Source organism: Tardiphaga sp. P9-11 (assembly GCF_008329525.1).
In the GTDB taxonomy this organism is placed as follows: domain Bacteria; phylum Pseudomonadota; class Alphaproteobacteria; order Rhizobiales; family Xanthobacteraceae; genus Tardiphaga.
Genome location: NZ_NPKQ01000001.1, coordinates 742,735 through 764,321 on the forward strand (window position 1 = coordinate 742,735; position 21,587 = coordinate 764,321).

Here is a 21,587-nt window from a genome sequence, read left to right on the forward strand (position 1 = left end):
CTACCTTGCTGTCATCCTGTTCCATGCATCCAGCCCGGCGATCTTGTAGGCCTCGGCCAGCGTCGGATAGTTGAATGTGTTCTGGATGAAGTAGTCGATCGTGCCTTTGAGATTGAGCACGGCCTGGCCGATATGGATCAGCTCGGTCGCGCCTTCGCCCAAAATATGCACGCCGAGCAGGCGGCGGGTCTTGGTGGAGAAGATCATCTTCATCATGCCGCTATCCAGGCCCATGATATGGCCGCGCGAGGTCTCGCGAAAGCGCGCGACGCCTACCTCGTAGGGGATGCCCTTCTGGCGGACTTCCTCTTCGGTCAGGCCCGTCGTGGAAATCTCCGGCACCGAATAGATGCCGTAGGGAAAGAACTCCGGCGGCGCCAGCGGGTCCATGCCGAGGGCGTGGCAGGCGGCAACACGGCCCTGCTCCATGGATGTGGAGGCCAGCGAGGGAAAGCCGATGACATCGCCGGCGGCATAGATGTGCGGCACACTGGTCTGCAGTGTGACGGGATCGACTGTGATGCGGCCGCGGTGATCGACCGCGATACCGGCGGCTTCGAGATTGAGCCGGTCGGTGGCGCCGACGCGGCCGGCGGCGAACAGCAGCATTTCCGAAGTTACGTTGCGGCCGTCAGCGAGCCGGGTGACGATCTGGCCATGTGCGTTCTGCTCGATCGCATTGACCTTGGAGCCGAGCCGCAGCGCGACATTGCGATCGCGCAGCTCATGCATGAATTCGTCGATCAGCTCCTTGTCGATGAAATCGAGAAAGGTTGGCCGCGGCTCGATCAACGTCACGGCGACATCGAGTGCGCTGAAGATGGTGGCATATTCGACGCCGATCACGCCGGCACCGATCACTGCGAGGCTGCGCGGCAGTTTCGGCAGGTCGATGATCTCGTCGCTGTCGAACACTGTCTTGTTGTCGAACGGTACGTAATCGGGCCGGAATGGTCGCGTGCCGCAGGCAATCAGGATATGGCCGGCGGTGACATTCCTGATCTCGTTCTTCTCGTTGGCGATCTCGATCTGGTGCGGTCCGGTGAAGCGTGCCTCACCGAGCGCTGTTTTCACGGCATTGCGACTGAACTGATGTTCCAGCACCTCAACTTCGTGGTCGAGTGTCTTCTGCAGCCGCACGATCAGGTCGTGGGCGTTGATGTCCTGTTTCACCCGATAGGAGCGGCCGTAGAAACCGCGCTCGCGCCAGCCGGACAGGTTGAGCACGGTCTCGCGCAGGGTCTTCGATGGAATAGTGCCGGTATGGACCGAGACGCCGCCAACCCGTCGGCCCTTCTCCACCACCAGCACGGACTTGCCGAGCTTGGCGAACTGGACGGCTGCGCGCCGGCCAGAGGGGCCGGAGCCGATCACGATCATGTCGTAGTCATACATCGAAGAGGCCTCAAAACCGGAAGGGCCGGCATATGCAATTGCTTTTCCATGCAGCAATCGGGCCACAGGCGGTCTCTTCCTGCACGAGGAATGCAAATTCGGTGTGACTTGGACGGTGAGATGGACTTGCGAAGCCGGCCTGCGGTCAGCGCGCCGACCAATTCCGGCGGGAGGGCTCAATTGAATAAAGCTACCTCCGAGGTAATCGACGCGATGACCGGAAGCTGGGATCAAAGTGGACGGCTGCTTCAGTCCGAACCGTTGAGCGAGGCGCTACCATGCACCAGATCGTGGCCAATCCTGTCGACTCCGCGCACCGCTGGTGGGTACTGGCGATCGTCGTTGCGGCGCAATTCATGTTTGGGGTCGATGCCTTCATCGTCAATGTCGCGGTCCCAACCATCGCGGTCGAGCTTCGTGCCAGCGCGGCGCAGATCGAGGCCGTGATTGCGGTCTATCTGATCGGATATGCGACGCTGGTGATCACCGGTGGCCGGCTCGGTGATATCTACGGCACCAGGAACACCTTTCTCGCCGGCGTGCTCGGCTTCACCCTGACATCACTGTGGTGCGGGCTCGCGCAATCCGGACCGGAGCTGATTCTGGCGCGGCTGGCACAGGGCGCGACTGCGGCGCTGATGGTGCCGCAGGTGCTGGCCACCATCCATGTGCTGTTTGCAGACGAAACCCGCGCCCGCGCCTTCGCCATCTACGGCATCGTGCTCGGCCTTGCCGGCGCTGCGGGCTTTCTGCTCGGTGGCCTGCTGGTGACGATGGACCTTGCAGGCCTCGGCTGGCGTGCAGTGTTCTTCGTCAATGAACCGGTGGGGCTTGTCATCATCGCAGCTGCGTGGCGGCTGATGCCGTACGTTCCCCGCCATCCAGGCACGCGGCTGGATATACCGGGCGCGCTGGTGCTGTTCGCCGGATTGCTCGGTCTGATCGGCCCACTGTTGTTCGGGCACGAACTGCACTGGGCACCGTCGGTGTGGCTGGCGATGGTTGCGGGCGCGGCAGTGATCGCCGGCTTCGTCAGGCTGGAGCGCCGCGTCGCGCTGCACGGGGGCATGCCGCTGATCGATCTGGCGTTGCTCGCGGATGCTGCTTTCATGCGTGGGCTATGCGCGGTGTTCTTTTTCTTCTTCGCCAATCTGTCATTTTACCTCGTGATGACGTTGTTCATGCAGAACGCGTTGCACATTCCGCCGATGCGGGCAGGTCTCATGTTCATACCGCTGGCGCTGGCCTTCATTGTCGCATCGCGTCACAGCGGCAGGCGGTCGCGCCATCGTGGCAGCCTGGTGCTGATCGAGGGTTGCGTGGTGCAGGTCATCGGTCTCGCCGCGCTGGCCGCGATGGTGCTGGCCTCGAACGCGTCGTCAGCATCGCTGCTGGCGGTGCCGCTTGCCGTGTTCGGCTATGGCCAGGGTCTGGTCATGGCGCCGCTGTCCAGTGCCGTGCTGTCGACCGTGCAGCCGTCGAGCGCGGGAGCCGGCTCGGGCATATACGGCACCGCGGCGCAAATCGCCAACGCAGCCGGCGTTGCTGCGATCGGCGCGGTCTATTTCGCGGTGCAATCCGCAGCATCGGCAGCCATCGCGCTGCTCGCAAGCTTTGCATTATGCGCGTTGTCGGTCGCCGCCTGTGCGGGCTTTCTGCTATGGATGCGCCGCGCGGGCAACGCATAGAATTCCAGCACGGCGTTTGACAGTCCAGCACGCGCCTTGACAGGTCAATCGCGATGGCTTGATATTGGGGCATGGGGACAAAGCGATCTCCCCACGAGGCGACATGCCCAAGTATCGCGTCCCGCATTCCTGCAAGGACGCGCCATGTCATCGATTAACAGCATTTCCGTTGGAAAACTCGTTCGCCTGATCGGGACCCCGAAATGTCCCGCGCTCGTCGACGTCCGCACCGACGAGGATTTCGCGCTGTCGCCGTTTCTCCTGCCAGGTTCGGTCCGGCGGCCATTCGGCGACGTGAATGGTTGGGCCGCGGCGCTGCGCGGTCGATCCGCCGTGGTGATCTGCCAGAAAGATCTCAAGCTCAGTCACGGCGTTGCCGCGCTACTGCGCGATGGCGGTATCCCGGCAGAGGTTCTGGAAGGCGGGTATCTCGGATGGGAGAGTGCAGGCCTGCCGCGCGTTCCCACCGGCAAGTTACCGCCGCAAAACACGCAGGGCCGTACCCTGTGGGTGACGCGCGAACGCCCAAAGATCGACCGCATTGCCTGTCCCTGGCTGATCCGGCGTTTCATTGATCCGGCGGCGCTGTTCATGTTCGTTGCGCCGTCGGAAGTGTCGGCCGTCGGCGAGAAATTCGATGCTGCGCCCTTCGATATCGAAGGCGTGTTCTGGAGCCATCGCGGCGAGCTCTGTACCTTCGATGTGATGATCGAGGAATTCGGCCTCGCCACGCCGCCGTTGCTGCGGCTGGCTACCATTGTCCGCGCGGCGGATACAGCGCGGCTCGATCTCGCCCCGGAAGCGCCGGGCCTGCTGGCGGCGTCACTCGGGCTGTCGCGGATGTATGCCGACGATCTCGAGCAGCTTGAGGCTGGACTGAATCTGTACGATGCGTTCTATCGCTGGTGCCGAGATGCGAGCGCCGAAACCCACAACTGGCCTACAGCAAAGACGAAAGCTTGAGATGGCGGAAGCAACTACGGTCACACCACCGGCCATTCCCCAGCCGCAGACCCACGGCGTTTCCTTCTCGGAGGCTTTCGCGGTCTGGCTGCGCATCTCGCTGCTGTCGTTCGGCGGTCCGGCCGGGCAGATCGCGGTGATGCATCGCATCCTCGTCGACGAAAAGCGCTGGGTGTCGGAGAGTCGGTTTCTGCATGCGCTGAATTACTGCATGCTGCTCCCCGGTCCGGAAGCGCAGCAGCTTGCGACTTATATCGGCTGGCTGATGCACCGGACCGCTGGCGGGTTGATGGCCGGCGGGCTGTTCATCCTTCCCGGTGCGATCAGCATCATGGTGCTGAGCTGGATCTATGCGGCATTCGGCAATGTCGGCATCGTCGCGGCGCTGTTCTTCGGCTTGAAGTCCGCAGTGCTCGCGATCGTGCTGCAGGCGGTGGTGCGGGTCGGTAGCCGCGCATTGAAGAACAACATGATGCGGGCTTTGGCGGCGATTGCCTTTGTCGCGCTGTTCTTTTTCGATGTGCCGTTCCCGGTGATCGTTTTCGGTGCGGCGGCGATTGGCTTTCTCGGCGGTCGGGCCGGCCTGCCGGCTTTCACGGTGAGTGCGGGCCACGGGTCATCAGGTGGTGCCGACGCTGATAGTTTGCTTGGAGATCAGCTTCCTCCCCATGCCCGGCCGAGCGTCCGGCAGTCGTTCGTCGTTGCGGCCGTCTGGCTAGTGCTGTGGCTCACGCCCGTCGCTGTGCTGCTCATAGCTCTCGGTAGCGGCGACGTGTTCAGCCAGATTGCCGTTTTCTTCTCCAAGATGGCGATGGTCACCTTTGGCGGTGCATATGCGGTTCTCGCTTATGTCGCGCAGCAGGCCGTCGATCATTACGCTTGGCTGCGGCCTGGCGAGATGCTCGACGGTCTCGGCATGGCCGAAACCACGCCTGGTCCGTTGATCATGGTGCTGCAATTCGTGGGCTTCATGGCTGCCTTCCGCGCACCGGGGATGTTGCCGCCGCTGCTGGCGGGCACGCTTGGTGGATTGCTCGCGACCTGGGTGACCTTTGCGCCGTGCTTTCTCTGGATTTTCCTCGGGGCGCCGTTCGTCGAAACGCTTCGTGGCAACCGTGCGCTGAGCGCCGCGCTGGCGGCGATTACCGCCGCAGTGGTCGGCGTCATCCTCAACCTCGCGATATGGTTCGCCATCCACACGATGTTTCGCGACGTGAAACCTGTTCGTGCGCTCGGAATCAGCTTCGACATGCCGGTTCTGCACAGCGTCAATGGATGGGCTGTCGCGTTGTCGGTCGCAGCCATGCTCGGGGTATTTTATCTGAGGATTGGTCTGCTGCAGATCCTGTTGGCCTGTGCAGGCACGGGCGTGCTTTTGCATCTCGCCGGCCTGGTATGACCATCGCGAAACCGTGTGCTGGAGAATGAAATAGCGGCTGACGGAACAGGAACGTTTCGAAAGACGTGGCGTTGGAGGCATTGTTCACTCAACAGGAGCTGACTATGCGGAAAACCATGCTTGCTGCGATTTGCGCCACGGCCATTGGCGCCACCCCGTTCGCAGCCTTCGCACAGGCGACCGGCCCCTCGGGTCAGGATTCGACCAAGATGGGTACCGGCACGACGGCCAAGGACGGCGAATCCAGGGCGACGGGCACTCAAGGCATGTCGAACAACGGCACGAAGAAGGATTCCATGCACAAGGACGGCATGAAGAAAGACCACATGATGAAGAACGAGATGAAGAAATAGCTCGTCGATTCTCCCGCCTCACCCCGCATGGCCAGCCACATGAGGTCGGGCGTGCGGGGCTTCCTTTGCGAAATAGGTAATATTTGAAGCGTCAGTGGCGCCTCTCATTTGGTTGATAGGTATATTGAAACCGTATTTGTTTTATTTTGCAGTGCAGCAACCATATGTCGGCGGTGCTGTTGTATAAGCCTGACGACCCAGGAGTTGCCGTGTCTCTCGCCGATAATATCGATTTCCTCCGGAACCTCCCGAAACTGCCTGGAATCAACACGTTGGAGGGGATTGCGCGCGGCCGTGCGGCTGCGGGCCCTAGCCCGATCAGCGAATCAACGGGCTTCGGCAGCAATCCCGGCGACCTCCGGATGTTCAGCTACGTGCCAGCCACGCTGACCGCCAAGCCGGCGCTGGTCGTCGTGCTGCACGGGTGCACCCAGACTGCGGCGGGCTATGATGCCGGCTCCGGCTGGTCTGCCCTCGCCGAGCATTATGGCTTTGCGCTGCTCATGCCCGAGCAGAAGTCATCCAACAACGGTAACGCCTGCTTCAACTGGTTCAGCGCCGACGATATCGCCCGCGACAGCGGCGAGGCGCTCTCGATCCGGGAGATGATCGAGCAGATGGCCGTGGACCACGATGTGGACCGCAAGCGCATTTTCGTCACGGGTCTGTCGGCCGGCGGTGCGATGACCTCGGTGATGCTGGCGACCTATCCCGATGTGTTTGCGGCCGGCGCGATTATCGCGGGTCTACCCTATGGTATCGCCACCACAATGCAGGACGCACTGAGTGGCATGTATCGCGCGGCATCGCGCCCCGCCAGTGATCTCGGCAATCTCGTGCGCAAGGCATCGCCCCATACCGGGCCGTGGCCGAAGGTATCGGTCTGGCACGGCAGTGCCGATCGCACCGTCAACCCCGCCAATGCGGGCGAGATCGTCAAGCAATGGCTCCATCTTCATGGCCTGCCGCCTGCACCGATGTCCGCCGTGGATGTCGATGGCTATCCGCGCGAGGTGTGGTGGAACACTGACGGCGAAACTGTCGTGGAATCCTACACCATCACCGATATGGCGCATGGCACGCCGCTGGCGATTGCCGGACAGGATGAGCCCTATGGTGCCGCCGGTGCCTTCCTGCTCGAAGCCGGCATCTCATCGTCCTATCATATCGCGCAGTTCTTCGGCCTGACGAAGCAACTCGCGCCACGCAATGTCGAAGCTGCTGCCGCGGAACCCGCGGCTCCGGCGGATGCCATCGTTTCGTCGGTGACGCAGAAACCGCGCGTAGCAGATGATCGGCGCACCGCACGCCGCGATCCGGCAGGGCGTCGTGCCCTCGATATCAATGGTGCCATTACCCGGGCACTTACGGCTGCCGGTCTCATCAAGTCACCCTGACGAGTAACACGGGGTGATCGGCGACGATTTGCGCCGGGTCTGACAGGGCGCTAAGTTCTCAAGATACGTCAGACGAGTCTTGCGTACCGATTGCCCGCGCATGTTGGATGTCCACTCATCGAACTCAGTCGATTTCCTTGCCGGTGGCGGCGAGATGGGCGCGCACATGCGTGCTTACGACTGGGCGAACAGCCCGCTCGGCACGCCGGATACCTGGGCGCAAGGTTTGCGCACCGCGATCCGTATCGTCCTCAATACGCGCCATCCGATGTTCATCTGGTGGGGGCCAGAGCTCATCCAGTTTTACAACGATGCCTATAGCGAGACGATGGATGCACAACAGCATTCGCGTGCGCTGGGGAGTCGTGGCCGCGAATTTTGGCGCGAGATCTGGCCCATCATCGGTCCGCAGATCGAGCACGTGATGAGCGGACTCGGCGCCACTTGGCACGAGCACCAACTGGTGCCGATGACCCGAAACGGGAAACTGGAAAATAGCTACTGGACCTATGGCTATAGTCCGCTCGACCTCGATGGCGGCGTTGGCGGCGTGCTGGTGATCTGCCGGGACGTCACGGAAGATTACAAAGTTAACATCGCTTTGCGTGAGCGCGAGGCCGAGCTCGCGCGCGTGCAGCAGATCGGCCAGATCGGTGGCCTCGAAGTCGATCTGCGCACCGGCTTTCGCAATCGCCGTTCGCCTGAATATCTGATCGTTCACGGTCTGCCGCCGGAGGCCGCCAACGAGTCACATGAGGATTGGGTACGCCGTATCCATCCCGAGGATCGCGAAGCGACTGAGCAGAAATTTCGCGAGGCCGTGGAAAGCGGCGTGCGCGATTACGCGGTGCAGTATCGCATCATTCGCCCGAGCGATGGCCAGACCCGCTGGATTTCAGTGCGGTCCTATATCGAGCGCGATGAAGCGGGCAAGCCGCTGCGGCTGGTCGGCGCGCATACGGATGTGACCGATCAGGTGCTAGCCGAGCAGGCGCTGCGCAAGAGCGAAGAAGAAGCGCGGCAGCTCGCGGCAAAGCTTGCGGATCTCAATGAAACGCTGGAGCAGCGCGTGCGCGACAAGACGCGCGAGCGCGACCGGATCTGGAGCGTATCGCAGGACCTGCTGATGGTCGCCGATTACGACGGTATCTGGCGAACGGTTAATCCTGCCTGGACACGCACGCTCGGTTGGAGCGAAGCGGAGCTGCTGAACAAGACCTCGCGCTGGCTCGAACATCCCGAGGACCAAGCCAGGACGATGGCCGAGATCGACAAGCTGGCCGCCGGTCAACTGACGATCCGCTTCGAGAATCGCTTCCGCCACAGGGATGGCTCATATCGCTGGCTATCCTGGACGGCGGTGCCGGATCGGAACCAGATCTATTGCGTGGCGCGCGATATTACTGCCGAGAAGGCCGCCGCCGAGCGCCTCAAAAGTACTGAAGAGGCGCTGCGGCAGTCGCAGAAGATGGAGGCCGTCGGTCAGCTCACCGGCGGCATCGCGCATGATTTCAACAATCTGCTCACGGGCATCGTCGGCTCGCTCGACCTGATGCAGACGCGGCTCGGTCAGGGCCGCACCGACAATATCGCGCGCTATATCGACGCTGCGATGACCTCGGCCAATCGTGCAGCGGCGCTGACGCATCGGTTGCTGGCCTTCGCGCGGCGGCAGCCGCTGATTCCGAAAAGCGTCGATGCCAATGCGCTGGTCGTGTCGCTGGAAGATCTGTTGCGCCGAACCATTGGTGAGACGCTGGATCTCGATATCGCTGCGGCACCGGATCTGTGGTGCACGCTGTGCGATCCGAACCAGCTGGAGAGCGCACTGCTCAATCTGGCGATCAATGCGCGCGACGCGATGCCTGATGGCGGCCACCTGGAGATCGCGACGCGGAATGTGCGCGTCGATGCCATCAATGCCGATGCGCCGGCCCTGACGCCCGGCGACTATATCTGCATTAGCGTGAGCGATACTGGTACGGGCATGAGTCCGGAGGTGGTGGCCCGCGCCTTCGATCCGTTCTTCACGACAAAGCCGATCGGGCAGGGCACGGGCCTCGGCCTGTCGATGATCTACGGCTTCGCGCGTCAGTCCAATGGACATGTGAGCATCGACAGCAGGCTCGGTGTCGGGACGGCCGTGAAACTGTATCTGCCGCGCCACGAGGGAGACGCTGCCGCACGCGATGCCGATCCGCTGAAGGGCGATCAGCATATCGCTGCCGGTGAAGCCGTACTGGTGGTTGAGGATGAGCCGGTGGTGCGCTCGGTCATCATCGAGATGCTGCGGGACGAAGGCTATCGCGTGCTCGAAGCTGTCGATGGGCCATCGGGCCTGCGGGTCCTGCGCGAGACGCCGCAGATCGATCTGCTGGTTACCGATGTCGGCCTGCCCGGGATGAACGGCCGTCAACTCGCCGATCAGGCGCGCGAGACGCGGCCGGATTTGAAGATCCTGTTCATTACCGGTTATGCGGAAAGCGTTGCCATGGCGAAGGGCTTTCTGCTGCCCGGCATGGAAATGATCACCAAGCCGTTCGACCTGGACAATCTCTCGCGGCGCATCCGCGCGATGGTCACGAACTAAAGCGTTTTCAAGCGGAGTGGATAGCGGTTCGCGTCAAGAAAGCGCGTCAAAATAAAAGGCGTAGCTTTCGGTTCCATACATCTCCCGATATTTCAGCCGCTGCGCGCGTGTTCGGACAGTTCAATCGCCGGAACCAATGTGCGACCGCGAACTTGTATCGGCGCAATACCGATCAATCAGAACTGGAGATCATCATGATCCGCCGTCTTCTTGGAACCGCTGCCGTCGTTGCCGTGATGGCTCTTCCCGCTATTGCTCAGGCTCAGGGTGTTCCCGGAGGTATTGAGCGTGGTGCGCGCGATGGCGAGCGCGCTGCCGGCCCTGTTGGCGCTATCGTTGGTGGCACCATCGGTGGTGTCGTCGGTGGTGTCGCCGGTGTGCTTGGCGTCGACGATCGTCCGCGTTTCCGTAACTATGTCGTGGAACAGCGTCGCCCGTCCTACACCTATAGCAACGAAGTCCGTGTCGGTGCCGTGTTGCCGGAGAGCGGTGTGACCTATTACGAGGTTCCCGCCGAATATAACTCCGCCCGTGAATACCGCTACACCGTGGTCAATGGTCGCACGGTTCTCGTCGAGCCGCGCACCCACCGCATTGTCGAAGTGATCGATTAGGCCGATCAATAAATGACTTATCGAACAGGCCGCCTTTGGGCGGTCTGTTTTGTTCCGCCTTATTGCTGACAGCGTGTCTATGGTCAGCCCCGATGTTCTCGCGTAGAGAAGTGCCGGGGAATCACACGAGCACCACGCGGCGATCAATCGCCCGGATGCGGAGAACGATGGCCGCCAGCAATCGCGATCAGATCGCCCCTGCCATCGCACTGGACATTCCCCTTGCCGATCGTACCGAGGCAGGTCTCGCGTTGCCGGACGGCGTGCAGCCTTATCGGATCGACTGGCTCAATACGCTCACCATCGCTACCTTTCACGCACTCGCACTGCTCGCGCTGATGCCGATGTTCTTCAACTGGACAGCGGTGATTGTGGCGGTCATCGCAGCGCGGTTGTTCGGCCTCATCGGCATCAATATCGGTTATCACCGGCTGCTGACGCATCGCGGCTTCAAGTGCCCGAAATGGCTGGAGCACGCCTTCGTTGTCGTGGCGATCTGCTGTGCCGAGGATACGCCGGCGCGTTGGGTGGCCATTCATCGCCGTCATCACGAGAAGTCCGACGAACAACCGGACCCGCACAGTCCGCTCGCCGGCTTCTTCTGGGGCCATGTCGGCTGGCTGCTGGTGAAGAATCCGGATCTCTCCCGCCTTGGCATTTATGAGCGTTATGCGAAGGACGTTCTGCGCGATCCGTTCTATGTCGCGCTGGAACGCAATCTCTGGCAGTTGAAAATCCTGCTCATCCAGATCAATGCTTTCTTCTTTGCGGGCCTCGCAGGCAAACTACTGTGGGGTGGCTCATGGTCCGAGGCGGTGCAGTTCGCTCTCAGCATCGTCATCTGGGCGGTCTTCGTGCGAACCGTCTTCGTCTGGCATCAGACCTGGGCAGTCAATTCGGTGACGCACATCTGGGGCTATCGCAACTACGCGACCGATGAGGATAGTCGTAACAACCTGCTCATTGGCTACCTCGCCCATGGCGAGGGCTGGCATAACAACCATCATGCCGACCAGCGCTCAGCGCGTCACGGTCATCGCTGGTGGGAGTTTGATACGACCTACCTGACTATTCGCCTGCTGGAGAAGCTCGGGCTGGTATCTGACATTGTTCAGCCGCGGCATATGAAAAAAAGCTGACGAGAGTTCGCGTTCGGCCATGCCACACGAGGTGCAACTTTTCGTCACAATTGGCGTTATGCCACCATGATGACGAAGCCCGATATCTGGTACGTGGCATTTGGCCCGGACAAATCAGTGAGGTCCGATACCCGCGTTATTGGCGGCGTCCGCACGACCAGGACCTTCAAGTCCGAAATCGATGCGAAGCTGTTCGCCCGGGAAATCCTGGCCAAGGGCTGGACTGCGACGGCCGGCACACTCAACCCGCACCAGCCGAAGCGCACCATTGCCGCATCGCAGATCGACGACTGGGTCGATCCCGGCCAAGCCGGCTAAAGCCTGATCCGTAAGCGTGGAACCACATCGCCGAGCTCGATCACTCTATCCCCACGGGGCGAGGTGGCAGAGCGCTGCCATGGCGAAATTATGCCTGGCCGGTGAGGAACGGATTGGTCATGCGCTCCTGGCCGATGCTGGACCCCGGGCCGTGACCGCAGATGAAGCCGACATCGTCGCCAAGCGGCAGCAGCTTGGTCGTGATCGAATTGATCAGCGCCTCGTGGCTGCAACCGGGGAAATCCGTGCGCCCGACCGAGCCTGCGAACAGGACGTCGCCGACATGGGCGAATTTCATCGCCTTGCTGTAATACACCACGCTGCCAGGCGAATGACCGGGGCAGTGCAGGATATCGAAGGAGAGGCCGCCGACGCTGACGCTGTCACCTTCGTTGAGCCAGCGGTCCGGCTTGAAGTTGCGGGTACCGGTCATGCCGTATTTCGCACCGCTGTCCTCGACATGATCGAGCAGGAACTCGTCGGCGATATGCGGACCGATGATCTCGACCTTCAGCGCCTCACGCAGTTCGTCGGCGCCGCCTACATGATCGATATGGCCGTGGGTCAGCCAGATCTGCTCAACCTTCACATTGGCCTTGGCAATGGCATCCAGGATCAACGGCACGTCGCCGCCGGGGTCGATCACCACGGCCTGCCGCGTGGCTTCATCCCACAGCAACATGCAGTTCTGCTGAAACAGGGTCACCGGAATGATGGTGCCCCCGGCCTGGGCTTTATGTGCGGTTTCATCTGTCATCGCGCCACAATGCTGATTTTTGCGGGCGAGAAAAGGGGAAAAGCAAAATTTGCAACATGCTCCCGCCGTCATCGCCCGGCCTGGCGCGCAATTGCGCGCTTGGACCGGGCGACCCGGTAAACGCCGGTTTCCGTGATGAAAACGTGACGCCTGCTTCTACTGGATCCCCGCTTTCGCGGGGATGACAATTGAGATAAATTATTTCTTCAACTGTACCTTCAGCGTCGCCTCCACCTCGCGATCGAAGGACGATGCCTTTGCTGGCGCCTTGTCGCGCTGGGTTATGAGATAGGCATCGCGCTTCGCTACCAGCGCGGTCAGTTTGTCGTTCAGCGCCTTGCGATCCTTCATCTGCTTGCCGAGCTTATCAACGCGTTGCTGCGGCGACAATTTGCGAATGGCCTCCGGCAGCTCATCCTCTTTCACGCTGTCGAGCTTCTGCTTGCCGGCTGAGACATCGCTGACGAGATCGCCACCGCCGGTGACGGCTTCCGACGATACTTTCGCGCGCTTATTGATGTAGCTCGCCATGTCGGAGGCCGAGGCCGGTGCTGCGGCCGCAACTTCCGACAGCTGCCGTGTCTGGGTTTCCGTGCGCTTCTGTAGCGCGCGGGGGCCGTAGGGGATCACCGTCTTGTTGATGTCGTTCTGCAAAATAATGATCTCCTCGTCATACGGCGTCTCGATGATGACCACCTGACCGCCGTCCTGAGGGATCGCAATGAAACGGCCATCACCGCGCTGCGCGACATCGCGCCAGACCTTCTCGGTATCGCGGGCGCCCCCAGCCAGCACGGCGTTGACGATGATGTCCTTCTGCTTCGCGACATCGAGCGTGGTCATGTATTTCGTGTCCTGCGCGTAGTCCATATGCGGCGGCGCATCGCCCACCAGGAAGACGACCCGGCGTGCGTCATTGCCCTTGGTCCATTGCAGTTTGTTGACGGCGACATCCAGCGCCTCGTTGACGCTTTCCGGCCAGTCGCCGCCGCCCTGCGCGCGCACCTGCAGCAGGTTGGCATAGAGATCCTGGATGTCAGTGGTGAGCTCGAAGGACCTGGTGACGTATTCGTCGCCGATGTCGCGATAGGCGACGAGGCCCATGCGGATGTCGGCGTCGGGATTGCTGTCGAGGATCGTGGTTGCGATCGACCAGATCTTACGCTTGGCGCCCTCGATCAGCCCACTCATGGAACCGGTGGTGTCGAGTACGAAGGCGACCTCGACGGTCGGCTTGGCCTGCGCCGAACCGGCGAAAATCGCTTGCGGCAAAGTTGCGGCAGCCGCAAGCAGGGCAACGCGACCGAGATGGGCTAAGCTCATGGGATATCTCCGTAATCCGGGCTGCAGCGATGATTTTCGGCGCACGTCGTCGCTTGCGGAAAACTTGCGTCCGGCTTGCGACTCTCGTGCGGCTGACTTGCGGGAGACGTGATGGGCGATCCCGCCGAAATCGGCTAAGTTTGTCGCCATGGAATCGAATGCCGTTCACACCCCCGCGCTGATTTTCGATCGTCGCCAGTCGGAGACCGCGCTGGCGATTGCGCGCGGCACCATCAGGCTATTGCGATCGCTCGGGTTTTCGTGCGTGAGCGAATTGCCGCTGCCGTCCGGACGGCGTGCGGATTTGGTCGCGCTGAATGAGCGCGGCGATATCTGGATCGTCGAGATCAAGTCATCGATCGAGGATTTGCGGGCGGATCAGAAATGGCCGGACTATCGCGCTCATTGCGACCGGCTGTTTTTCGCCTTCACGCAGGATCTGCCCTGCGAGATTTTTCCCGGCGACACCGGCCTGATCGTCGCGGATGCCTATGGAGCGCATGTGCATTGCGACGCACCGGAGCATCGCCTGCCGGCGCCGACGCGCAAGGGCATGATGCTGCGCTTTGCGATGACCGCGGCGCACAGACTGAACAGGCTGCACGACCCTCAAGGTCATGCAGCCCTGCCGAACGAAATCTAGCTTTTAGAGAAGGCTCAGCGTGGCGCGCGCTTGGCGAGAATGCGCTGCAGCGTACGGCGATGCATGTTCAAACGACGCGCAGTCTCCGAGACGTTGCGATTGCACATCTCATAGATGCGCTGGATGTGTTCCCAGCGTACGCGGTCGGCCGACATCGGGTTGTTCGGCAATTCGGACTTGTCGTTATCGATCGCGAGCAGCGCCGCAACGACGTCATCGGCATCGGCCGGCTTCGATAGATAATCGACGGCGCCCATCTTCACCGCGGTCACGGCTGTGGCGATGTTGCCATAGCCGGTGAGCACGATGGCGCGCGCATCGGGACGCTGCTGCTTCAATGCCGACACGACGTCGAGGCCGTTGCCATCACCGAGACGAAGATCAACTACGGCAAAAGCGGGCGCCGATTTGCTGATCTGGGCGAGACCTTCGGAAACCGAGTCGCAGGACGTGACCGTGAAGCCGCGTGTTTCCATCGCACGCGAAAGACGCTCCAGAAACGGCTTGTCGTCCTCCACGATCAGGAGCGAGCGGTCGGTCTGTTCAGTCACTTCGGCGAGCGCATTCACGGTTCACAATCCTCCATGTTCAATACCCTACCATATGGCGCTGCTGAATGCAGCTGCCAAGGGTGTGAAGTTTTGAATGGCTTGATTGTGAAGTTAATCCAGACGTGTTTTGGCCGGTAAAACGGGTGGTTAATTCCAATCAGGATGGTACATCAGCGCGGCGTGTTGTCGCAGAGCAGCATGATGGACGAAACGTAATGAAAGCAGATCCGGAATGGACGCGACTTCAACCAAGGTGAATGACGAAACATCGGCACGTTACGACGGCTGGCGCATCGTTGGTGTTTGTTTCCTGCTCGCAACATTCGGCTGGGCACTCGGCTTCTATGGTCAGAGCGTCTATCTTGCGGAACTCCAACGCGTACATGGCTGGCCGGCCTCGACCATCGCTACGGCCACAACCTTCTTCTATCTTGTTGGCGCATTGCTGGTCGCATTCGTGAGCGAGGCGATGCGTGCACTCGGGCCCCGCAACTGTCTGCTGGCGGGTGTCGGCGTGATGGCGTTTGCTACCATCCTGCTTGGACAGATCACCTCGCCCTGGCAGCTCTATGCGGTGAATGTGCTGCTCGCATTCGGTTGGGCCGGCACCAGCCTCGGTGCGATCACCAACACGCTTGGTCTGTGGTTCGACAAGAAGCGCGGCATGGCCATCAGCCTTGCGCTGAATGGTGCGAGCTTCGGCGGCATCGTCGGCGTGCCTCTGATGGTGGCGGCGAGCAATGCTTTCGGCTTTGGCGGCGCGACCATCGCCGCAGCTGTCGCAATGTTGGTACTGCTCGTCCCGGTGATCATCGTCTTCGTCGGTCATCCACCGCATCGCGCAGCATCCGCCGCGCAGGGTGGCGCTGCCGCGACGGCTGCCGCGCCATCCTCGACACGCATTCGCGCGGCGGCGATGCGCGACGTGGCGTTCCTGACGCTCACCATTGCTTTTGCGTTCGGATTATTTGCGCAGGTCGGCTTCATCGTTCACCTGATCTCGTTTCTCGATCCGGTGGTCGGCCGCGAACGTGCGGCGGCTGCGGTATCGCTGCTGACATTGATGGCGGTGGTCGGGCGAGTGCTGTTCTCGACTGTAATCGACCGGCTCAACCAGCGACTGGCCTCGGCGCTGTCGTTTCTCAGTCAGGGCGTCGCGCTCGCGATCGTCATCAATTCGCGCAATGAGGCGCTGTTGTTCTTCGCCTGCGCGCTGTTCGGTTTTTCGGTTGGCAATCTCATCACGCTGCCGGCGCTGATCGTACAGCGCGAATTCGATGCGCGGTCGTTCGGCGTGCTGGTCAGCCTGATCACGGCGGCGACGCAGATCACTTACGCTTTCGGCCCGGGCATCGTCGGCTGGCTGCGCGATCTTTCGGGCAGTTATGCCGTGCCGTTTTATGTCTGCATGGCGTTGCAGGTGGCCGCGGCCGTGTTGATCATGGTGCGGGGGAAAAGGGCGAGCATCTAGCTCACCCGCTGTTTCAGCAGGTCCTCAACATCCAGCCGCTTCGTAAACATCGCAATGCCGCCGTTGCCGTCCCGCGGCCAATCCGCCTCGGGGCGATCCCAATACAGCTCGACGCCATTCTGGTCGGGATCGCGCAGATAGAGCGCCTCACTGACGCCGTGGTCGCTGGCGCCGTCGAGCTGGATGCCGGCCGAGAGCACGCGGTGCAGGGCATCGGCCAGAGCTGCGCGGGTTGGATACAGGATGGCGGTGTGAAAGAGTCCAGTAGTGCCGGGCGCCGGCGGCTGGCCGCCTTTGCTCTCCCAGGTATTGAGGCCGATGTGGTGATGGTAATCGCCGGCGGCGATGAACACGGCCTGATCGCCATAGCGCGCCTTGACCTGAAAGCCGAGCACATCGCGGTAGAAGCCGAGCGCGCGCTCGAGATCGGCAACCTTCAGATGAACATGCCCGATCCGTGTGCCTGCAGGGATAGGTCGGGTTTGGTCGGGCATGGAAAGCTCCTGAATGGGTGACGCTCAGGAAGATTTAGTCACGGCATCGCAGGATGGGTAGAGCATCCCAGCGAAACCCATCGTTTCCGGAAACTGGATAGATGGGTCTCGCTGCGCTTCATCCATCCCCAACGGGTGCTGTCTATGCAAGCTCGGAGACCAGCCCGTCCGGGAGGCCGAACTCGTAGGTGTTCAGCGTCATCGAGACCATCGTGTAATAGCCGCACAACCCGATGATCTCGACGAGGCCTTGCGCGCCTAGTGTCTCGTTAGCTTCGTCATAGAGCGGTTTGGAGAGGCCCTGCGCTTCGTGCAGCGATTTGGCGACATCATAGATCACCCGTGCCTTCTTTTCGCTGAAGGTTGGTGTCCGCCGGTTCTTGATGTCTTCGATGATTGCGGAGTCGAGGCCGCCATCGAGCGCCATCCTCTTGTGCGCATACCATTCGAAATGCGCGGTCCAGTGCCGGGCGGTGACGAGGATCGCCAGCTCGGCATGCGCGGGTGTCAGCGTGGTGTCGTAGCGGAGAAAGGCGCCGAGGCGCGCCGCATGCCGCGCCATGTTCGGGCTGGCGAGCCAGGCCATCATCGGCTCCGGCGGGCGTCCTCGCTTGCTGGCGATCGACTCGTCATAGATCGACTTTTGATCCTCGGACATTTCGCCAGGCGAAAGCAGCTTGATGCGCATGTTGTTTCCTTGTGTATTTTTGTTCGTTGTGCTTCCGCGATACACCGGAATTCCGGTGCTGGCCACACTCTATGCGCCTCGCAGCAGGCCATTGAATTCCACGAACTGGCGAGTAAGCTCGCCGGTAACAACAAAGCAGATGCGCCAGCATCCTGCGCCAAAGTGGATGGAAACCCTGATGTCGGATCTCGAACAATTCCGCAGCGATACCCGCGCCTGGCTCGAGGCCAATTGCCCGCCCGAAATGCGCAAGCCGATGAGCTCGGACGAGGATACTTTCTGGGGCGGCCGCAATGCGAAATATTCATCGGAGCCGCAGCGTGTCTGGTTCGAGCGGATGCGCGACAAGGGCTGGACCGTGCCGCATTGGCCAAAGGAATATGGCGGCGGGGGACTCGATGGCGAGCAAACCAAAATCCTGCGGCAGGAAATGGCAGCGATCTCGGCCCGCCTGCCGCTGGTGTCGTTCGGCATTTCCATGCTCGGGCCGGCGCTGCTGAAATACGGCACCGATGCGCAGAAGCAGGAGCATCTGCCGAAGATCGCTGCGGGTCTGATCCGCTGGTGCCAGGGCTATTCCGAACCCAATGCGGGCTCCGATCTGGCTTCGTTGCAGACACGCGCCGAGAGCGACGGCGATGATTATCTCATCACTGGTCAGAAGATCTGGACGTCCTACGCAAATTACGCCGACTGGATATTTTGCCTGGTGCGTACCGATGCATCCGGCAAGAAGCATGACGGCATCAGTTTCATCCTGTTCGACATGGCGTCGAAGGGCGTCTCAACCAAGCCGATCCTGCTGATCTCCGGCAAGTCACCCTTCTGCGAAACCTTCTTCGACAATGTCCGCGTGCCGAAGTCGCATGTACTCGGCACCGTCGATCGCGGCTGGGATGTCGCGAAATATCTGCTGCAGCACGAACGGGCGATGATCTCCGGCATGGGCGAGCGCGGCGCCGGCCGGCCGCTCGGCCAGATCGCTGCCGACTCCATCGGCGCCGATGCGCAGGGCCGTCTCGATGACGCGATGCTGCGCGGGCAGATCGCCAGCTTCGAAGTCGATGAAGCGGCACTGGCGTGCGCAGCAGAGCGCGCGGTCGATCTGGCCAAGGCCGGGCAGGCGCATCCGGCATTTTCGTCGGCAATGAAGTATTACGGCACCGAACTCAACAAGCGTCGCCACGAAATCCTGATGTCATCAGGTGGCATCGATGCGCTGGAATGGGAAAGTCAGCGCTCGCATGAAGGCGCACGTCCGCGAGCGTGGTTACGCACCAAGGCGAATTCGATCGAAGGCGGCACCAGCGAGGTGATGTTGGGGATCGTTGCCAAGCGCATTCTGGATTTGCCGGGGGCGTGACACGCCGGCCGCTCCACCGTCGTTGCGAGCGCAGCGAAGCAATCCAGTTCTTCCTTCCTTCGTTGTTTCTGGATTGCCGCGTCACTTCGTTCCTCGCAATGACGAGCAACTAGCACCTTAGCTCTCAAATTTCGGATCACACCCATGCCTCTCCTCCTCAACGAAGAACAGACCATGCTGCGCGACAGCGCCCGCGGCTTCATCGGCGACAAGGCGCCGATCAGTCATTTCCGGCAGCTGCGCGATGCAAAGGACGCGGCCGGCTTTTCACACGACTACTGGCGAACGTTTTCCGAAATGGGTTTTTCCGGGCTGCTGGTGCCGGAAGCATTCGGCGGCAGCGGGTTAGGTGCCGTCGAAGCCGGCGTGGTGATGGAGGAAATCGGCCGCACGCTGATGCCGTCGCCGTTCCTGTCCACGGGCGTACTCGGTGTCTCGGCGCTGAAGGGCGGCAGCGCCGCGCAGAAGTCGGAATACCTGACAAAAATCGCCAATGGTGCGCTGCTGACCGCGCTTGCCATCGACGAAGGCGCGAAGCATCGCCCGCTGCAGACGGCGATGAAGGCCGCGCGCTCAGGCAACGGCTTCAAGCTGAATGGTGCGAAGGCCTTCGTCATCGATGGTCACACCGCTGATCTTCTGATTGTCGCGGCGCGCAGCGCAGGTACGCCGGGCGAGCGTGACGGGCTCACGCTGTTTCTGGTCGATCCGAAGGCCAAGGGTATCGCGCTTGAGCGCACCGCGATGGTGGATTCGCATAATGCGGCGCGGATCACGTTCGAGAATGTGGAGGTCACGGCTGACAGCGTACTCGGCGATGTCGATCAGGGTAACGCGTTGCTGGACAGCGTGCTGAATATCGGCCGCGGCGCCGTCGCTGCGGAGATGGTCGGCCTGTCAGACGAAGTCTTCGGTCGCACCGTGACCTATCTCAAGGAGCGCAAGCAGTTCGGCAAACTGATCGGTGAATTCCAGGCGCTGCAGCATCGCGCCGCGCATCTTTACACCGAGATCGAAGTCACCCGCGCGGCGGTGCTGAAGGCGCTGCAGCTCATTGATGACGGCGCGCCGACGGCGCCGGCTGCGATTGCCGTCGCCAAGGCCAAGGCCGGTACCACGGCGACGCTGGCTGTGCAGGAAGGCGTGCAGATGCATGGCGGCATGGGCATGACCGACCAGTTCGACATCGGCTTCTTCATGAAGCGCGCGCGGGTCTGTCAGGAATTGCTGGGGGACAGCAATTACCACGCGGATCAACTGGCGCGGCTGAAGAATTATTGAGGGGCTCTTCTGGCCTCTCCCCGCTCTTTGCGGGGAGAGGTAAGGAAGAAGCAGTTTACCTGATCGGCGGCGCGTATTGGATGCCGCCGGCGCTCCAGATCTGGTTCAGTCCGCGCGGGATCTTCAGCTTCGAGCCTTCGCCTATGTTGCGGTCATAGACTTCGCCGTAATTGCCGACATGGCGGATGATGCGCGCGGCCCAGTCCTTGGAGAGGCTGAGGTCTTCGCCGTAGGCGCCTTCGGTGCCGACCAGACGCATCACGTCGGGCTTCTTGGACTTCAAGGCTTCGTCGATATTCTTCGAGGTGATGCCGAGTTCCTCGGCATTGATCATGGCGTAGAGCGTCCACTTCACGATCATCATCCAGTCGTCGTCGCGCTGACGCACGACCGGCGCCAGCGGTTCCTTGGAGATGACGTCAGGCAGGACGACGTGATCGTCGGGCTTGCTCATGGTCATGCGCAGCGCATAGAGCTGCGAGGCATCCGCCGTGAAGGTGTCGCACTGGCCGGAATTATAGGCCTTGAGGACATCGTCCAGCTTGGGAAGCTTCACTTCGGTATATTTGATATTGTTGCTGCGGAAGTAGTCGGCGAGGTTCAGCGCCGTCGTGGTGCTGTCCTGGACGCAGACCTTGCTACCATCGAGCTCCAGCGCGGAATCGATCTTGCGGGACTTCGGCACCATGAAGCCCTGGCCGTCATAGTAGGATACGGCGGGGAAATAGAGATCGTAATTGGTTTCGCGCGACATGCTCCAGGTGGAGTTGCGCGACAGGATGTCGACCTTGCGGCTCTGCAGTTCCTTGAAGCGGTCTGACGCGTCGAGCGGGACGAAGGTCACCTTCTTCGGATCGTTGAAGATCGCTGCGGCGACGGCCCGGCAGAAGTCGACATCGAAGCCGGTCCAGTTGCCCTGCGCATCCGGAGACGAGAAGCCCGGCAGGCCGGTGTTGACGCCGCACAGCACGGCGTCGCGTTTGACTGTGCGCTTCAGCGTCTTGGTGTCGTAGCGCTCATAGGTGATCGCAGCTGCAGCCACTGCAGTGGCAACCACTAGGCCGATGGCCAGTCCGGTCGTGAAAGTCCGCTTCATCCCCATGAGTAGTCCGCCCCATCGTCGGTGAAAGGTATGTCAGAGAAAAGTTGGATCGAAGAGC

Annotated in this window: 20 protein-coding genes; 13 read left to right on the forward strand and 7 right to left on the reverse strand. The window is 61.4% G+C overall.

The features are described 5' to 3' along the window. A complete protein-coding gene (gene sthA / locus CIW50_RS03495) occupies positions 1-1,395 on the reverse strand; it encodes a Si-specific NAD(P)(+) transhydrogenase (RefSeq protein ID WP_149529849.1) in 1,395 nt (464 codons plus the stop codon). 278 nt (positions 1,396-1,673) lie between these two features. On the opposite strand from sthA, the gene CIW50_RS03500 reads away from it, so the two are divergent. The 9 genes from CIW50_RS03500 to CIW50_RS03540 all read left to right on the forward strand — a co-directional run bounded on the left by CIW50_RS03500 (position 1,674) and on the right by CIW50_RS03540 (position 11,856). Then, on the forward strand, positions 1,674-3,083 hold the full coding sequence (locus CIW50_RS03500; protein WP_149529850.1) for an MFS transporter: 1,410 nt from the start codon (positions 1,674-1,676) through the stop codon (positions 3,081-3,083). Positions 3,084-3,227: 144 nt separating this feature from the next. After that, positions 3,228-4,046 carry a chromate resistance protein ChrB domain-containing protein gene (locus CIW50_RS03505; protein ID WP_149529851.1) on the forward strand — a complete coding sequence of 273 codons (819 nt, stop codon included), beginning with the start codon at positions 3,228-3,230 and terminating at the stop codon, positions 4,044-4,046. 1 nt (position 4,047) lies between these two features. Further along, on the forward strand, positions 4,048-5,445 hold the full coding sequence (chrA, locus tag CIW50_RS03510; protein WP_149529852.1) for a chromate efflux transporter: 1,398 nt from the start codon (positions 4,048-4,050) through the stop codon (positions 5,443-5,445). A 104-nt stretch (positions 5,446-5,549) separates the two neighbouring features. Then, positions 5,550-5,798 (forward strand): pentapeptide MXKDX repeat protein, encoded by a 249-nt coding sequence (locus tag CIW50_RS29315; RefSeq protein ID WP_197738342.1) that lies wholly within the window; start codon positions 5,550-5,552, stop codon positions 5,796-5,798. Between the two features lie 209 nt (positions 5,799-6,007). Next, a complete protein-coding gene (locus CIW50_RS03520; protein ID WP_172980201.1) occupies positions 6,008-7,195 on the forward strand; it encodes an extracellular catalytic domain type 1 short-chain-length polyhydroxyalkanoate depolymerase in 1,188 nt (395 codons plus the stop codon). 100 nt (positions 7,196-7,295) lie between these two features. Beyond that, the gene (locus CIW50_RS03525) at positions 7,296-9,785 is read left to right on the forward strand and encodes a PAS domain-containing hybrid sensor histidine kinase/response regulator family protein (RefSeq protein WP_149529854.1); all 2,490 of its coding nucleotides are present in this window, start codon (positions 7,296-7,298) and stop codon (positions 9,783-9,785) included. 194 nt (positions 9,786-9,979) lie between these two features. Then, complete coding sequence (locus tag CIW50_RS03530) at positions 9,980-10,399, forward strand: DUF1236 domain-containing protein (protein ID WP_149529855.1); 420 nt, start codon at positions 9,980-9,982, stop codon at positions 10,397-10,399. A 167-nt stretch (positions 10,400-10,566) separates the two neighbouring features. Next, positions 10,567-11,538: an acyl-CoA desaturase gene (locus tag CIW50_RS03535; RefSeq protein ID WP_246664123.1), complete on the forward strand. Its 972-nt coding sequence runs from the start codon at positions 10,567-10,569 to the stop codon at positions 11,536-11,538. Between the two features lie 66 nt (positions 11,539-11,604). Then, positions 11,605-11,856, forward strand: coding sequence for a hypothetical protein (locus tag CIW50_RS03540; RefSeq protein WP_149529856.1), 252 nt, complete (start codon positions 11,605-11,607; stop codon positions 11,854-11,856). An 88-nt stretch (positions 11,857-11,944) separates the two neighbouring features. On the opposite strand, the gene CIW50_RS03545 is transcribed toward CIW50_RS03540, so the two are convergent. Together CIW50_RS03545 and CIW50_RS03550 are read right to left on the reverse strand one after the other, a co-directional pair. Further along, a complete protein-coding gene (locus tag CIW50_RS03545) occupies positions 11,945-12,613 on the reverse strand; it encodes an MBL fold metallo-hydrolase (protein ID WP_149529857.1) in 669 nt (222 codons plus the stop codon). A gap of 198 nt (positions 12,614-12,811) precedes the next feature. After that, positions 12,812-13,936, reverse strand: coding sequence for a vWA domain-containing protein (locus tag CIW50_RS03550; RefSeq protein ID WP_149529858.1), 1,125 nt, complete (start codon positions 13,934-13,936; stop codon positions 12,812-12,814). Positions 13,937-14,084: 148 nt separating this feature from the next. Between CIW50_RS03550 and CIW50_RS03555 the strand changes: the two genes are divergently transcribed. Further along, on the forward strand, positions 14,085-14,579 hold the full coding sequence (locus CIW50_RS03555; RefSeq protein WP_149529859.1) for an MmcB family DNA repair protein: 495 nt from the start codon (positions 14,085-14,087) through the stop codon (positions 14,577-14,579). A gap of 14 nt (positions 14,580-14,593) precedes the next feature. On the opposite strand, the gene CIW50_RS03560 is transcribed toward CIW50_RS03555, so the two are convergent. Beyond that, the gene (locus CIW50_RS03560) at positions 14,594-15,148 is read right to left on the reverse strand and encodes an ActR/PrrA/RegA family redox response regulator transcription factor (RefSeq protein WP_089263491.1); all 555 of its coding nucleotides are present in this window, start codon (positions 15,146-15,148) and stop codon (positions 14,594-14,596) included. A gap of 214 nt (positions 15,149-15,362) precedes the next feature. On the opposite strand from CIW50_RS03560, the gene CIW50_RS03565 reads away from it, so the two are divergent. After that, entirely contained in the window at positions 15,363-16,601 is a 1,239-nt protein-coding gene (locus tag CIW50_RS03565) for an MFS transporter (protein ID WP_149529860.1), read from the forward strand. On the opposite strand, the gene CIW50_RS03570 is transcribed toward CIW50_RS03565, so the two are convergent. Further along, entirely contained in the window at positions 16,598-17,095 is a 498-nt protein-coding gene (locus tag CIW50_RS03570) for a VOC family protein (RefSeq protein WP_149529861.1), read from the reverse strand. The genes CIW50_RS03565 and CIW50_RS03570 overlap by 4 nt on opposite strands. A 142-nt stretch (positions 17,096-17,237) precedes the next feature. Further along, entirely contained in the window at positions 17,238-17,783 is a 546-nt protein-coding gene (locus CIW50_RS03575) for a carboxymuconolactone decarboxylase family protein (protein WP_149529862.1), read from the reverse strand. A 178-nt stretch (positions 17,784-17,961) separates the two neighbouring features. Here CIW50_RS03575 and CIW50_RS03580 point away from each other — a divergent pair, with 178 nt between their 5' ends. Together CIW50_RS03580 and CIW50_RS03585 are read left to right on the forward strand one after the other, a co-directional pair. Continuing rightward, entirely contained in the window at positions 17,962-19,146 is a 1,185-nt protein-coding gene (locus tag CIW50_RS03580) for an acyl-CoA dehydrogenase family protein (RefSeq protein ID WP_149529863.1), read from the forward strand. Positions 19,147-19,290: 144 nt separating this feature from the next. Further along, the gene (locus tag CIW50_RS03585; protein ID WP_149529864.1) at positions 19,291-20,427 is read left to right on the forward strand and encodes an acyl-CoA dehydrogenase family protein; all 1,137 of its coding nucleotides are present in this window, start codon (positions 19,291-19,293) and stop codon (positions 20,425-20,427) included. Positions 20,428-20,482: 55 nt separating this feature from the next. Here CIW50_RS03585 and CIW50_RS03590 read toward each other — a convergent pair whose 3' ends face one another. After that, on the reverse strand, positions 20,483-21,523 hold the full coding sequence (locus CIW50_RS03590) for an amino acid ABC transporter substrate-binding protein (RefSeq protein WP_149529865.1): 1,041 nt from the start codon (positions 21,521-21,523) through the stop codon (positions 20,483-20,485). Positions 21,524-21,587: the final 64 nt, after the last annotated feature.